Source organism: Paenibacillus konkukensis, assembly GCF_023523925.1.
In the GTDB taxonomy this organism is placed as follows: domain Bacteria; phylum Bacillota; class Bacilli; order Paenibacillales; family NBRC-103111; genus Paenibacillus_S; species Paenibacillus_S doosanensis.
Genome location: NZ_CP027059.1, coordinates 5,503,798 through 5,518,742, shown reverse-complemented (window position 1 = coordinate 5,518,742; position 14,945 = coordinate 5,503,798). Strand labels below are relative to the sequence as shown.

At 52.1% G+C, this 14,945-nt stretch carries 12 protein-coding genes; 2 read left to right on the top strand and 10 right to left on the bottom strand.

The genetic code is table 11. The features are described 5' to 3' along the window. Nucleotides 1–23: 23 nt before the first annotated feature. The 8 genes from SK3146_RS24010 to SK3146_RS23975 all read right to left on the bottom strand — a co-directional run bounded on the left by SK3146_RS24010 (nucleotide 24) and on the right by SK3146_RS23975 (nucleotide 8,131). Nucleotides 24–1,613, bottom strand: coding sequence for a sensor histidine kinase (locus SK3146_RS24010; RefSeq protein WP_249861136.1), 1,590 nt, complete (start codon nucleotides 1,611–1,613; stop codon nucleotides 24–26). Further along, the gene (locus SK3146_RS24005) at nucleotides 1,606–2,298 is read right to left on the bottom strand and encodes a response regulator transcription factor (protein ID WP_249861135.1); all 693 of its coding nucleotides are present in this window, start codon (nucleotides 2,296–2,298) and stop codon (nucleotides 1,606–1,608) included. The genes SK3146_RS24010 and SK3146_RS24005 overlap by 8 nt, the downstream gene beginning before the upstream one ends. Before the next feature lie 211 nt (nucleotides 2,299–2,509). Continuing rightward, the gene (gene htpG, locus SK3146_RS24000) at nucleotides 2,510–4,390 is read right to left on the bottom strand and encodes a molecular chaperone HtpG (protein ID WP_249866416.1); all 1,881 of its coding nucleotides are present in this window, start codon (nucleotides 4,388–4,390) and stop codon (nucleotides 2,510–2,512) included. A 423-nt stretch (nucleotides 4,391–4,813) separates the two neighbouring features. Beyond that, on the bottom strand, nucleotides 4,814–5,056 hold the full coding sequence (locus SK3146_RS23995; protein ID WP_249861134.1) for a hypothetical protein: 243 nt from the start codon (nucleotides 5,054–5,056) through the stop codon (nucleotides 4,814–4,816). A 241-nt stretch (nucleotides 5,057–5,297) separates the two neighbouring features. Further along, nucleotides 5,298–6,725: a transposase gene (locus tag SK3146_RS23990; protein WP_434006817.1), complete on the bottom strand. Its 1,428-nt coding sequence runs from the start codon at nucleotides 6,723–6,725 to the stop codon at nucleotides 5,298–5,300. A 439-nt stretch (nucleotides 6,726–7,164) separates the two neighbouring features. Beyond that, nucleotides 7,165–7,506, bottom strand: a complete 342-nt coding sequence (mazF, locus tag SK3146_RS23985) for an endoribonuclease MazF (protein WP_249861133.1) — start codon at nucleotides 7,504–7,506, stop codon at nucleotides 7,165–7,167. Then, nucleotides 7,500–7,730, bottom strand: coding sequence for an AbrB/MazE/SpoVT family DNA-binding domain-containing protein (locus tag SK3146_RS23980; protein ID WP_249861132.1), 231 nt, complete (start codon nucleotides 7,728–7,730; stop codon nucleotides 7,500–7,502). Before SK3146_RS23980 ends, mazF begins: the two co-directional genes overlap by 7 nt. Before the next feature lie 98 nt (nucleotides 7,731–7,828). Then, nucleotides 7,829–8,131 carry a helix-turn-helix transcriptional regulator gene (locus SK3146_RS23975; protein ID WP_249861131.1) on the bottom strand — a complete coding sequence of 101 codons (303 nt, stop codon included), beginning with the start codon at nucleotides 8,129–8,131 and terminating at the stop codon, nucleotides 7,829–7,831. 21 nt (nucleotides 8,132–8,152) lie between these two features. Here SK3146_RS23975 and SK3146_RS23970 point away from each other — a divergent pair, with 21 nt between their 5' ends. Next, nucleotides 8,153–8,380 (top strand): amidohydrolase family protein, encoded by a 228-nt coding sequence (locus SK3146_RS23970; protein ID WP_249861130.1) that lies wholly within the window; start codon nucleotides 8,153–8,155, stop codon nucleotides 8,378–8,380. 142 nt (nucleotides 8,381–8,522) lie between these two features. Here SK3146_RS23970 and SK3146_RS23965 read toward each other — a convergent pair whose 3' ends face one another. Further along, nucleotides 8,523–9,134 carry an SGNH/GDSL hydrolase family protein gene (locus tag SK3146_RS23965; RefSeq protein WP_249861129.1) on the bottom strand — a complete coding sequence of 204 codons (612 nt, stop codon included), beginning with the start codon at nucleotides 9,132–9,134 and terminating at the stop codon, nucleotides 8,523–8,525. A 177-nt stretch (nucleotides 9,135–9,311) separates the two neighbouring features. Between SK3146_RS23965 and SK3146_RS23960 the strand changes: the two genes are divergently transcribed. Then, nucleotides 9,312–9,533: a hypothetical protein gene (locus SK3146_RS23960; RefSeq protein ID WP_249861128.1), complete on the top strand. Its 222-nt coding sequence runs from the start codon at nucleotides 9,312–9,314 to the stop codon at nucleotides 9,531–9,533. A 392-nt stretch (nucleotides 9,534–9,925) separates the two neighbouring features. Here the strand turns inward: SK3146_RS23960 and SK3146_RS23955 are convergent, their stop codons facing one another. Next, nucleotides 9,926–14,926, bottom strand: coding sequence for an S-layer homology domain-containing protein (locus SK3146_RS23955; protein ID WP_249861127.1), 5,001 nt, complete (start codon nucleotides 14,924–14,926; stop codon nucleotides 9,926–9,928). Nucleotides 14,927–14,945 lie beyond the last annotated feature (19 nt).

Genomic DNA, 14,945 nt, shown 5'->3' with positions numbered 1-14,945 from the left:
TTTCGCTTCATCATATATTACGGTTAGATTCCCGCCGAAGCCAGCTTCAGCTTGACGTAGAAATGCAGCTGTCCGCTGTCCTGCTCCGCCCAGATCGATCCGTCATGCGATTCCACGATGCTTTTGGCAATGGCTAGTCCGAGACCCGAGCCTCCGGTGTTCGACGTGCGGGAAGTATCTACGCGGTAGAATCGCTCGAACAGCTGCTGCAGCTCGTTGTCGGCAAGCATATCCGACCGGTTGCTGACGCGGATCGTCACATAGCGGTGATCTCTGGCGACGGTAACGGTAACCGTTCCCGGCTTGAGGCTGTATTTGAGCGCGTTGGCGAGCAAGTTCTCGAATACGCGAATCATTTTGTCCACGTCAATCTGAACGTACAGCTTCTCCTTCGGGATATGGCGGCTGATTGTAAGCTGCTGCTCTTCCGCCAGCGTGACGAATTCCTCCAGCAGTTGATCGAGCACATCATTAATCGGAACGCCTTTCTTGTACAGCGGCACATCGCGGTTCGACAGCTTCGTATATTCGAACAAGTCGTCGATCAGCAGCTTCAGCTTCTCGGATTTATTGTAGGCGATGCCGATATAGCCTTCCGCCTGCTCCGGCGTCTCGTAGCCTTTATCGTGCAGCAGCCGCAAATAGCCCATAATCAGCGTCAGCGGCGTGCGCAAATCGTGAGAGACGTTGGTGATCAGCTCGTTTTTCAGCCGCTCGTTGCGCCGTTCCTCCTCGATTCTCCGCTGCAAATCCTCGACCATCAGATTCATGTCGCGCGCCAGGGAACCGAGCTCGTCGTCGCTGCGTTCGATGACGCGGTAGTCCAGATTGCCGGTTGCGATGATACGCAGCCCTCCGGCCAGCTCCTCGACATAGCGCATCTTCCGCTGCGTGAGGAAGTAGAATAAGAAGATGAACAAAGCGATGGCGCCGAGAATTGGCATCGGGCTGTCGCCCTTCATGTAGGTAATATGCGGTTCGGGAATGCCCGATACGAGCAGATACGACTTTTGCCCGTTGTAGTTGACCGGATAAAAGCTGCTGAATTCTTTGCGGTCGTACTCGCGATCCGTACGCGCATTCATCGCATTGCTGATCACGTTGTGAATGTCGACGTTCGTTTCCGCGGCATTGCTGCTGCGGAAGATGACCTTCCCTTCGAGGTCGGTCACCAGAACCTTATACTTCTGATCGCCGACCATCCATTTGACGCGATCCTCAAATTCCTTCTGCCTATGCAGCGCGGCGGGGATCGGATTCGCCTCCTCTGCGAAAGCTTCATCCTCATCCGGCGGCTGACTGTTCAATCCCCGCGCCATATTGCGCGCCTCGCTGTCGATCTGCTCAATCCCGTACTGGTAATCGATCACGGCCCTGCTGCGCATTTCGCCGAACAGATTATAGCTGATGCCGTAAAGCATGGAAGAAGCCGCTAAACAAATACAAAACGTTAAAATAAGCTGCAGCCGGATGCTCCGGCTTACATGATTCATGACGATGCAGTACAGCCTGCGGATCAGGACGATCATCTTGCGTGCCAGATTGAACGGAAACCATGTAAAAGGAAACCGGTTCAGCCTGGAGGACGGATCAAGTTCGTAGGATCTAATCAACTTTGTAGCCAACCCCCCATACGGTTTTTATAAATTTCGGCTTGCGCGGGTTCTGCTCGATCTTCTCGCGGATTTTGCGGATATGGACCATTACGGTGTTGTCCGAGTCGAAATACGCCTCTTTCCAGACGGCTTCGTAAATTTTCTCGATATTCCATACCATCCCCCGGTTGCGGGCGAGCAGCTCGAGGATAGCGAACTCCCGCGGCGTCAGCTTGATGTCCCGGCCCTGCAGCTTCACTTCGTGGGTCAACGTGTTAATCGTCAGATCGTCGACTTCGATCTCATGATCTTTGCGCTGCTGCGGCACATTCAGCCGCGTGTAACGGCGAAGCTGGGATTTGATGCGTGCGATCAGCTCCAGCGGATTGAACGGCTTGCTCAAGTAATCGTCCGCTCCGGCGGATAATCCCCAAATTTTGTCCATATCTTGGCTTTTGGCGGAGAGCATAATGATCGGCATATTGCGCTGCTCCCGAATTTTGAGGCAAGCTTCGATTCCGTCCATCTTCGGCATCATAATGTCGAGCACGATCAGATCGACCTCTTCCTTGCGCAGCACCTCCAGCGCTTGCAGCCCGTCCGCCGCCCGAAGCAGCTTGTAGCCTTCGTTCTTCAAGTAAATCTCCAACAAATCGATGATATCCTGCTCGTCATCGACGAGAAGTATCGTAGATTGCGCCATTTTGCGGCTACCTCCTGTTCAAACTCAATCTGCCTGGAACCTCATGCTTATGTAGTAACCGTAACAAGCCGGATGCGGAATTACAATTACCAATATAGCAAGCGAATCTTAACAGAAAGGCAGGGCAAATCTTAACAGTTTCTTAAGAACAAGCAAAAACCCGACCTGGCCGTAATCAGCCAACGTCGGGTTGAAGTGAAATCTTGTTTTATTATACCATAATTTTGCAAATATCGTTCGTAAAGTCGACCGGATCTTGAAGCGGCAAGCCTTCGATCAGCAGCGCCTGATTGTACAGCAGGCCGGTGTACAGCTTCAGCTTATCTTTATCCTGTGCGAAAGCGTCCTTGAGCGATTGGAACACTTCGTGATTGACGTTGATTTCGAGAATTTTGTCCGCTTTCACGTCTTGACCGTTCGGCATAGCTTTCAAGATTTTTTCCATCTCGATCGTCAGCTCGCCTTCGGTGGACAGGCAAACCGGGTGGGATTTCAGCCGTTTGGACGCTCTCACCTTGGTTACTTTGCCGCTCAGCGTCTCGTTCATGAAATCGAACAGCTCCTTGTTGCCGCTCTCTTCCGCATCCGCCGCCTTTTCGGCTTCATCCGGCTCGATGCCGAGGTCGCCGCTCGATACCGATTTGAATTCCTTGTCTTTGTACGACATGATCATCTTGATCGCGAACTCGTCGATATCGTCGGTGAAGTACAAAATTTCGTAGCCTTTGTCCGCCACCAGCTCCGCTTGCGGCAGCTTCTCAATCCGTTCGATCGACTCGCCCGCGGCATAGTAAATGTACTTCTGGTCCTCGGGCATTCTCGATACGTATTCGTCCAGCGTCACCAGCTTCTTCTCCTTTGAGGAGTGGAACAGCAGCAGATCCTGCAGCAGCTCTTTGTTGGCGCCGTAATCGCTGTACACGCCGTATTTCAATTGGCGGCCGAACGCTTTATAGAAGGTCTCGTATTTTTCTCTTTCATCCTTCAGCAGGCTTTGCAGTTGGCCCTTGATTTTGTTCTTGATGTTCTTGGCGATCAAAGTCAGCTGACGGTCATGCTGCAGCAGCTCCCGGGAAATGTTCAAGGAGAGATCCTCGGAATCGACCATCCCTTTGACGAAGCTGAAATAATCCGGAAGCAGATCGGCGCATTTGTTCATGATCAGCACGCCGTTGGAATACAGCTCCAATCCCTTCTCGTATTCCTTCGTATAATAATCGAAAGGCGTGTTCTCCGGAATAAACAAAATCGCGTTGTAGACGACAGCGCCGTCTGCGCTAATGTGGATATGCTTCAGCGGCTTATCGAAGCCGTACCGCTTCTCCGCGTAGAACTTCTCATAATCTTCGTTTGTCAGCTCGTTTTTATTTCTCCGCCAGATCGGCACCATGCTGTTGACCGTCTGCTCTTCGACGAAATCCTCGAATTCGTTCTCGCTGCCTTCTTTCGGACGGTGACTCGTGATGTCCATCTTGATCGGATAACGGATAAAATCCGAATACTTCTTAATGATCGACTTCAAACGGTATTCTTCCAAAAATTCGTCGTAATTGTCGTCCTCGGTGTTTTCCTTAATTTTCAAGGTAATTTCCGTACCTACGGATTGCTTGTCGCAAGGCTCGATCGTGTACCCGTCGGCGCCCGTCGATTTCCATTGGAACGCTTCGTCGCTGCCGTACGCTCTGCTGCGTACCGTGACGTCGTCAGCCACCATAAAGGCGGAATAGAAGCCGACGCCGAACTGGCCGATAATGTTATGGCCGTCCTTGGCCTCGTTCTCTTGCTTGAATGCCAGCGAACCGCTCTTGGCGATCACCCCGAGGTTGTTCTCCAATTCCTCCGGCGTCATGCCGATCCCGGTATCGGTAATCGTCAAGATCCGGTTGGCTTTATCCGCGGTAACTTTGACATAGTAATCCTCTTTGTTGAATACCAGCTTATCGTCGGTCAACGCTTTGTAATACAGCTTGTCGATCGCATCGCTTGCGTTGGAAATGAGCTCGCGAAGAAAAATTTCTCTCTGCGTATAAATGGAGTTAATCATCATTTCCAGCAATCGCTTGGATTCGGCTTTGAACTGTTTCTTCTCCATGGACAAAGTCTCCTTTTTCATATAGTAACATGATGGCTTCGTTCAAGGAAAAATCCTTTTGCGCCGCTTACTCACATCTTCTATATTAGCACTCAAACGAGAAGAGTGCTAACCCTTTCTTTTTATATAACATATCCCAATTTTGGATGTCAATATTTTATCGGAAAAAGACCAACGCTGCGCTTCTCCAGATTCAAATGGCTCCTCCGCTCTTTTTCACCATGATGGCCCCTGTTATTTCCATGTGGAGCAAAGATGCTGGAGGCGGGCTGTCGTCTTGGCGTTAAAAAAAATCCCGGCCGGCGAGCTGCCGTTCCATAACGGAACAAGCGGCTTCACTGGCCGAGATTCATTTACACGCGCTTCCGTTCATCGAATGCATCGATGAGCCGCGCTGCGCGAAGCTGTCTTTTCTTTTCCGCGTTACATTCGCGCCGGTTCGGCGCTTGCTCCGAACTTCACACGAGCCCGGCAAGCTCCTCGTCGCCCAGCGCCCGGTTGAACACCGCCAGCCCCCGAGCGCCCGGCATAGAAGTTGCCCATCGAGCCGGACCGGTAAACCGCTCCCACGGTAAAGTCCGCGCCTTCTGCGCCGCCGTCGTACGTAAAAGCGACCGCGTGCCACTGGCCCTTCGTCACCGGCGTAAAGCCGATAGCCGTCGTCATGCACCACGGATGGCCGGGAGTCGGCCCCCCCGCCGGAGGAGATCATCATAGCCGTTTGCCGGATCAATTCGTATCTACATTCTTTTACTTTCGCTGCAACTTATTTTACTTTTTCCGATTATGGCCGTTCCCGACGGTCTCAACAATGCGGGAACGAGAAAGAGGAGCCGTCTGCTGCGAGCCGGCCCCTCCCGTTATTTATACTTAAGGCTTTAAAAGTGTGGTGAAAAAGTCCCTGTTATTACAAAATGAAGCCGTCAAAGTTACCAAAAAAACGGAACCCTGAGCATGTAGTGGAGCAAAGATACTGGGGACAGCCTGTTATCTTGGCGAGGACGGTGCAGGAAAGTGCACCGGCCCGTGGCCTTCTGGCTTTGAATCGGCACAGTCGCTTTAAATTCTGGACCATGGCCGTAAGTGTAGCTTGCTCTTGCATGCGATCAAGACCGCGGCTGCGGGCTCGATCGAGTCCATGTCTTCCTTTGGCCTCCGCAAAGGCATGTTCAATACGCGCACGCAGGGCTTGGATGTGCCGGTATGCACCATGACGCTGAATACTTTTTGCAAAATTGTAAGCCTGGATCTCCTTCTGTTTGAGACGGCGTTTGGCTTTTCGAACGGGATGCAATGCTCGGGTCTTGTAAACCGGGAATTCTTGCAGCTTGAGACTACGCAACCGGATGAGTGGGATGATGCCAAGTTCATGGAGCTGAACCAGATAGTCTGCTGACTCATACCCTTTATCTGCCGAAAGCGTTCGGATTTGGAGATGAGGATGACGAAATCGAATCGCTTGCACTTGCTTCAGGCTGACTTCTCTTTCTGCTGTACCGGATGCTAAAGAAGCCCGGGTGTCCAGGATCACGCCGGAGTGAACATCGATCAGATCATGCACCAAATAACGCAGATGAGCTTCCTGCCCTTTGCTTTTCTTATACAAACGGGCATCGGGGTCGCTGGTACTACGGTGCGTACGGTTGGAAAAGGTTTTGCCATGAAAATCTTCGTGAACAGCCTGTTCCTCTACCTCCGAATGATCGTTCCTCGTAGAGGGAGGTTTAGGGGCATCCTCCTTGTCGGTTTTCGTGTCTTCGGTATCCTCCTTGGCTTGGCGTACTAAATACGCCTCGATAGATTCGACAGGGGCCAGTTGGATTTCTGCCAAACTGTGAATGGACGCATTCGCGCGTACTTGTGTTCCGTCCACGGCCGCATCCATTTGCGGCTTAACGAGTCCTGCGATGATGCACTGGTCAACAATGTCGCGCATCAGGTCGTCAAACACCTGATGGTCCCGCCAAAACTTTCGGGTTTTCACCAGAGTGGTCCGATCCGGCAAGGCCAGCTCGGCTTCTTCGGGATGCAGAACGGCTTCAAAGTCGAGGCCGCAAAACCACAAGTAGCCCGCATGCATAGGCAGCAAATTGTACAGAGCACGCTCACTGTGGTTGAACAGATAACAAAGAACCATCAAGCGTAGCTGAAGTTCAGGATCGCTCACGGGACGACCCATATTTTCGGAATACAGAGCACGTGTACGTTCGTGAATCATGCTCCAATCAATAACACGATCCAGTTGACGAAGAAGATGGTTTTGGGGAACAAGCGCCTCCATCTCGACCATTTGAAATAGTCGAGGTTGGGTGCCTTGGCGTTTGGAAACTAGCATAAGTTTTGGCCTCATTTCTCATCGATCAGTTCCATTTATTTTACCATTTCTATTGTGTCATGACTGTACAATGCCACTTTTTCACCACGCTTTTAAACATGCCTATATAAGAACAAATCCCCCAAAAGCCATCCATGCCGCTACGCGGCACCACAGACAATGGAAATGGGGTACCAAGAGTAATTTCCAGGGTAGTGACGTGATGCTCTGAAGCTTACTCCGTCCGCATCCAGCCTAAGCTGGATCGGCGTCTAACCATTCCTCTGGGATCGTTCTATGGGTAGACTTTACTTTTGGGGGAGCCCCTGGATTTCCACAGGATATGGCTGCGCATCATTTCCTAAACGATAAAATAGCCCCACCAAGTGGAGCTCGGGTATACGTTCTAAAATGTTAACCAAATGCCTTCCAAGGCCTCCCTCGGAAGACTATTCATCGATTAACGGATCAGTAAATCCAATTTTGCCACAACCTCTGACAAGGTCTCCTGCGATACTTTGCAAATAAACGCAGCCTGTCGGGACTGCCAATCGAGACTCTTTACCTGATCGGCAAGGATGACCCCTTCAATCGGTAAATTCTGCGGAATAACCACTTCGAACGGATATCCCTTTTGCTTAGAGGTTACCGGACAAAGCAAGGAAAGACCAACCTTGCCGTTATAAGATGCAGAAGAAATGATCAAGGCTGGGCGCTTACCTGCCTGTTCATGACCTGCTTGCTGGTTAAACTGCAACCATACCAAGTCGCCGCGATCCGGCACATACTCATTGTTTACCATGCTTCCCGTCCTTGCGGTTCGCCAGTTGAGATTTCCGTGTGAATGTTATCCGGTGTAATTTGAGACAGAAGCTCGTCCAGCGTTGTTGACTTCGGCTTGATTACAATGTGACCTTCTTCAATATCCAAGTCGACTTCGGTTCCTTCCTCTATTCCCGCCTTCATAGCAAGGGATTTCGGAATGCGAATGCCAAGGGAGTTACCCCATTTTTGAACTTGAAACATCTAACCGCCCCCTAAATGTATATACAAAGTATATACAAATTATCAAAAGAAGTCAAATTTCTGTACGCTTCTAGAAATCTGCAAGCCGGCCCCTCCCGTTATTTATTCACATCGCTTGGCTTCATCCCCCCATATTTTTGAAAGCTTTTCGAGAAATAGTTAACATGCTTATAGCCGACCTGCCCGGTTGCGTCGTACACCTTTATGCCTTGGGCAAGCGGCTCTTTTACTTTCTCCATCCGCAGACGCAGCACGTAATCGGAGAACGATTCTCCGGTTACTTCCTTGAACGTCCGGCTCAAGTACGAATAGTTGACGTACATGTTCTCGGCGCCGAAGGAAGCCGCATCTTCAACGCCCCGACCACCGTCGGCTACGTCTCGAACTACTTGCAGTGGCATACATGCCTCTCCCAAACGTTTATGGTGCATCGGGTCAGCTTCGTCTGCGAAGGCGTGTTCGAGAAATATCCGCAGTTCAAGGTCGTTCTATGCGAAGGCGGCGTCGCCTGGCTGCCTCCTCTGCTATGGCGGCTCGATAAAAATGACAAGGCCCTGCGTTCCTCCGTGCCGTGGCTCAAGCGGCTGCCCGAGGAGAAGCGGCGCAAAATGCTTAGCGAGAACGCGCGCAAGCTGTTCCGGCTGCCGTGACCGCCGGATGCCCGCAGGCTTCCGCCTTCCCGTAAGGACGATTCCCGCAAGGAACCCGGGTGTCATTCTTACTCATAACAAAGAAACGCTGTCGGCAATGAGAATGCAAGCAGCGTTTCTTTGTCATAGCAATAATCGGGTTTCAGGCGAAGAGCGCATCCAAATAACCGGCGATAAACGCCGCTTGCAGCTTGCGGACTTCATCCGTATAATGCACATGATCGCCGAACGCCTCCGGTCCGAATGTCCGGCTAAAGCCGTACAGATCGACGAGAGGAATACCGCTCGCCTTCATCATCCGATCCGCCGCTTCGTTATAGGCGAGCGCATCCGCATGGAATCGGTGGAACGATTTGCTCTTGGCATTATGAATTTCCTCCAGCGCGTCCGTCGTTCTTACCCAGACGACGTCGTTTGCCATAGCCTTGGCTAGCTCGACGATTTCCTGCAAATTACCATGATAAGCTTCCAGTGGCACTTGCTTGATGCCGTCCCGGGGACTCGTTTTCATATCATGCAGTCCGCAATTGAGCAGAAGGATGTCGTAGCGGGTTCCTCTGCTGTGCTCTTCCCGCAAATAATCGAGCAGCATAGCACTGTCCCCGCCGTTCGCGCCGACGGGCTTATCCAGATCAACCAGCGCTTGCTCCTCGCCGCGCTTGCGATCGTATCCGAACTTGCCCTCAACCATGGAGCGCAAATAAGGACCGTATTGAATCGAGATGCTGTCGCCAATGACGAATAGTTGTCTCATAAACCGATAGCTCCTTTTTCGCGGCGCCTTCCAGCCTGCCGTTTTTCCCTCTGGTCGTCCGCTTACTGTTTCCAACCGAATTATACAAACCTCAGGACGCGATGAAATCGCCGTTCTTTTAATAGTACGGTTATTTCGAGGAAAGAATTCGGTCGTTATGGTTATGCTATAAATAAAATGCGCTTAGAAAGGCAGGAAAAGTATATGGCCGATTGGATCAGGTCGATTTCGTTATGGCTGGCGTTTATTGTGCTGATGGTTTTGCACGGCGCGCTGTATTACTCGATGGGCACCACAAGCTGGTTTTGGGTGACCTTGATGGCTTCGGCCGTCGATACGGCGGTCCTCGCCGTCATTCAGTTTTTGCTGGCAGCGCGCGACAAGCAAAGAGAACATTGAGGGCGATCGCGGTCGGCTAAGGCTCCGATTTACTGTGTTAACGTTGTATCGGTCTCCGGCCGCTTTGTCGCCACCTCTAGCATTGCGGAAACAAATCCCCCAAAAGCCATCCATGCCGCCGACGCGGCACCACAGACAATGGAAATGGGGTACCAAGAGTAATTTCCAGGGTAGTGACGTGAAGCTCTGAAGCTTATTCCGTCCGCATCCAGCCTAAGTTGGATCGGCGTCTAACCCTTCCTCTGGGATCGTTCTATGGGTAGACTTTACTTTCGGGGGAGCCACCGGATTTCCTCAGGATATTGCTGCGCTTCATTTCCTAAACAACGAAAAAACCGGGCGCTTGAGTAGCGCCCGGCTTCGTGTTGCTGCATGATGATCGAATCTCGCTCTTACTCGACTTGATCGTCGATCTTGTTTTTCCAAGTCTCGCTTCCGTCCGAATTGCGAACGGCTTCGTGGGATACCGTCGCTTCTTGAACGTCCCCGAAGCCCCAGTGGGATTCGGCTACATCCGGGAATTGAGGAGCTAAGCCCTTAAGCGGACCGCGATACAGCATACGGTTAATCATGGTGACGGCCTCGACTCTGCTGATGCTCTCTTGAGGCTTGAAGGTGCCGTCGGTGTAACCGTTCAAGAATTTGCCGCGGTACAGCGCTTCGATGGTGTCAGCAGCCCAATGGCCGTTCAGATCGGTGAAATGCGGCTGATCCGCTGCGCTGACATTCAACTGCAGGAAGCGTGCCATGACCGCCGCCAGCTCGCCTCTGGATACTTTGGCTTCAGGACGGAAGCTTCCATCCTCAAATCCGCTGAAATATCCGTGCCGCGTGGCGATTTTAATATAGTTGGCCGCCCAGTGATCTGCTTGAACGTCCGTATATTCCAGAGCGCCCGTATCTTTCCCGTTCTCCGTCAAGCGCGCTACGATCGCCGCCAGCTCGGCGCGGGTCAGCGAGCTTTCCGGGTGGAACTTGCCGTCCGGATAACCCAGAATATAACGCTGATGCTTCAGATTGCCGAAGCGGTCGGAGAAGACCTTGATCTTCACTGCCGAATTCTCGGTTACCGCATTCGATGTATCTCCGTTAGCAGTGAACTGCGCTTGAATATCGTACTGCTTATCCGCTGCGTCCAGAAGCCCCCACTCGAGCTCTACCTTAAAGCTTCCTTCCTGTCCTGCGGCAACGTCCGTCACGTTCCATGTAATCGTGTCGCCGCTGACCGTACCGCCGCCCGCGTTAACGACTTTGGCGCCGGCAGGAACGGTCATTGTGATGACTCCGCTATCCAGCGAAACGGAAGAATTATTTTTGTAATCTACGGTCACCGTCGCCGTATCGCCTTCTTTGACCAGACTCTTGTCTACTGACAAATTCACGGACAAGTTCGGCGTTGCCGGCACATAGGACGAGCCGCCGCCGGACGAAGAGTTATTCGATTTGCGGACCATCAGCATGCTGAAGTCCAGACCCATAATGTCTTTACCGATATGAATAATGCCGTCTTTAATATAACTGTCGGTGCCTTCGGCCGCCGGTACGTTAGGCTTGGCATCCAATGTGCTGTAATTGTAATAACCTGGCTTCACCGCAACGATGTAGTAATCTCCCTCTCCGTACACCATCCAGGCGTAGTTGCCAGTCAGATCGGTCTGCTGCGGGTTATGGTTCTGATTCGGAGCAAACTTCTCAAGCACCGGCAGCGAAACCAGCGTGTTCGGCGTGCGGCCGGACTGTCTGTTCAGCTCGGTATCCGCCCAATACAGATTGACTGTGACATCGCTGAGCGCTTTGCCTGTCACGGAATCCGTCACCGTCCCGTAAGGATCGATCAAGGAGTAGCCGATGGACAATTCGCCGTTTTGTTTCACTTCTACCGTTGCGGATGGTCCGGCAAGCACCGTTCCGTCTTCCGCTTTGATCCGGTACGAAATTTTATAACGGCCTTGCGGCACATTGCTTACATTAAAGCTTCCGTCGGCGTTCAGCGCCACTTCCGCTTGATAGTTGTTGCCTTCCAAGCCTTCTACGATAGCGCTGACGTTACCTGCACCGAACGCATCGATGATCCCCGTCTGCGAAATCGGGTCCGAAGAAGCGCCGTTCAAGAGGAACAATTGTCCGCTAATCTGATTAGCCGACGCAATTTGCTCGCCTACCGCTTGCAGTTGTCCAACCGTAGCGGTCTGCACTTTCGTTAAAGTAACGGTTTGCCCGCCGATTTGAACCGGCGTTGCGATGCTCATCGTATAAGTAAAGTTGCCGCGAGGCACGCCGATGGAGTAAGAACCGTCTTCGCCTGTCGTTACCGTCGAAGTGAAGTCGATAATGCCGTCTCCGTTAAAATCGGCTGTCACCGATACGGTAGACCCTGCAGCCGGTTTGCCTGTTACCTGATCCACAACGACGCCTTGAACGGCGGCAGGCAGGTAAGTAATGCCAATACTTTGCCGGGTCGAAAGTCCGGATGCCGGATCGGTCGCCACAGCCGTGATGACTTCATTGGCCGGAACGAGACCTTGCAGCGCCGGCGCCGTATAATCGATAACGGCAATGCCGTTTTCATTCGTAGTTACCGTTACGTCATTCGACGTATTGCTGCCGAAATGGAACGTTACCGGTACGCCCGCAGCCGGGCGTCCGTCTGTCGTAACGACAGCAGCCTGCAATTGCACCGGCGACTTGCCGTCTCCCACTACGGAATCCGGAGTCGAGTTTAATGTCAGTTTGTATTGCGGAAGCTTATCTTGAACCGTAACGGTTTGCACGACCGTCTTGCCGTCGTAAGCTACCGTAATGGTCGCTGTACCCGGCGCTTTGGCTGTAACAACGCCGTTCGCATCCACAGTGACTACGCTATTATCGGAGGAGCTGTATTGCGCCTTCGTTGTTACATCCTTGACGCTTTCATCCAAGTTAACAGCGGTTGCCTGAATAGCATGCGTAGCTCCCGTCTGCAATGTGTAGTTAGCCGGATCGGCGAGTAAATCGCGCAATGTCGTCGTAGCGGCATCGGATGCGTTCGAAGGCGCGGATTCAATGTTGTTGCTGACCGCCTTCACGGTGAAGCTGTGCTCGGTTCCCGGCGCAAGACCGGTTACCTGGTAGCTCGTACCCGTAACGCCGGATGCGACCAATTTGCCGTTATCGTAAATATTGTACGTTTGCGCTCCGGGAACCGTTGTCCAGTTCACTGTTGCGCCCGTCGATGTGATATCGCTTGCCGTTACTGCCGCAGGAGCGCCGATCGTTACCGTAACGGCAGCCGTTACTTGCTTCCCGCCGTATACCGCATGAATCACCGTAGTTCCTGCCCCTACAGCCGTTACAAGGCCGCCGGGACCAATGACTGCGACTTGGTCGTTATCGGAACGATAGTCGCTGTAGCCGGTCACATCATACTTCTTTCCGTCGGAGTACACCGAGGTAACAACCGTTTGATGCGCAGCTACGACCGGAAGCGAATATTCCGTGCTATCCAGCAGCAGGTTTTTCAGGGAAGGCAGCTCTACGCTACCCGCCGGGCTCGAAGGATCGGATACGATGTTGTTGCTGACCGCCTTCACGGTGAAGCTGTGATTGGTCCCCGGTGTTAAGCCGGTCACTTGGTAGCTTGTTCCGACAACGCCGGATGCGATCAATTTACCGTTATCGTAAATGTTATAAGTTTGCGCTCCGGGAACTGGATTCCAGCCCACTTTCGCGCTCGTCGATGTGACGTCGGTTGCCGTTACGCCGGTAGGCGCATCGATAGGCACCGTCACCGTCGCCGTCAACGGAGTGCCGTTATATACGGCCTGAATGACCGTTGTCCCTGCCCCTACGGCAGTGACGAGGCCGTCCGGACCGACCGTAGCGACTAGATCGTCACTTGAGCTAAAGCTGCTGTACTTCGTGACATCGATCTTCGTTACGGCAGAGTAAACCGAGGATACGACCGTTTGATGCGTCGATTCGATCGGAAGCGTGTACTTCTCGCTGTCTAGGGCGATTCCGGTCTGCACCGGCAGCACAATTTCATTCGATGGAACCGATTCCGCAATGCTGTCGTCGCTCTGCATCACCGCTGATACGGTGAACTTGGCAAATTCGCCTGGGGCTAGATCGGATGCATTGTAAGTCGCTTGCGTTACGTTGGTCGCATACAATACGCCGTCTTTATAAACATTGTAGTAGCTTGCTCCAGATACCGCCTTCCAGGTCAGCTTCGTCGCCGTCTGAGGCGTTGTTCCCGCCGACAATTCGGTCGGAGCAGGCTTGATAGTGACCGTCGAATAGCCGCCGCCTACCGTAACCGCCGTAATATCTCCAGAAGGAGGATTCGTTCCGAAATCGACAATCGTCGTTCCTTGCCCGTTCTCATCCGACTGCAAACTGCCGCTTACTGGAGTCCCGTCCGTAGAGGTCAGAGCGATCGGCGCTCCTTCTACCGGGTTGCCGTCCACATCGTAAAGTGTGGTCGTAACCGCATATTTGCCCTGCTCTCCGGTCGGTACCGCTTCGACCACAACGTTGGTCGGAGCTTGCTTATATTCGATCGTCGAATCGGAGATATTGATAGGATCGTGTTCGTTGACAAAATACCAGGACAAAATATCATGCGTCTCCATCGAACCGCCGGTCGCTGCAGTAAAGCCTGCATAAACGCCCGGTTTGCCTTGGAAAATATGATCCAGGTCGATCTCGTTAACACTTAATACCGGAGTCGCCGGACGCGTTTGCGTATCGCCGATGTATACTTTGACATTTTTCGCGCTTCCGTCATAATCAATCCAGGAATAATGATCGTTGCCGTCGGCAAGCTTGATGCCGTTCAAACTCGTAGTGTACCGGCTGGAATCGGTATTTTTGACATCGCCATCTACGGCCAAACCGATGTAGTTGTTCGACGGATCGTTAATCGGAAAAGGATTTTGGTAAGTATCGTATTTGACGGCAAAGCTCGGCTCAATCCCGCCGTATCCGATCCCTTCCCCTACTTTACCCGCATTATTGGACTGGGCCTGCACCGTGAACGTAATTCCGTCCGCCGGATTGCTATTTTTCCCTTCGTTCATACGGAACTTAAACATCGTGCTGAACGAATAATGATTGCCCGGGGCGATTAGCTTTTTGTTAAAAGCCGTACCGAAGAGATTCCCCTTCGATTCAGTCAACCTCAACATTGTGCGTGTATTATCTTTTGTATCAGGTATGAACTTCGCATCCCCGTTTTTCGAGAACAGCTTTATTTGATTCGGATTGGAAAAATCATCATTTTTGTACGTCAGCCATTTGACCGTCTTGCCGCTCTCGCCCGCATATGCCGGCAGAGCAAAAGGCTGCATCATCGTAATCATCATGCAAACCATGACGACCCATGACATGAATTTGGCGGTATGCCGTTTCATTTCGTTGTATCCTCCCTCG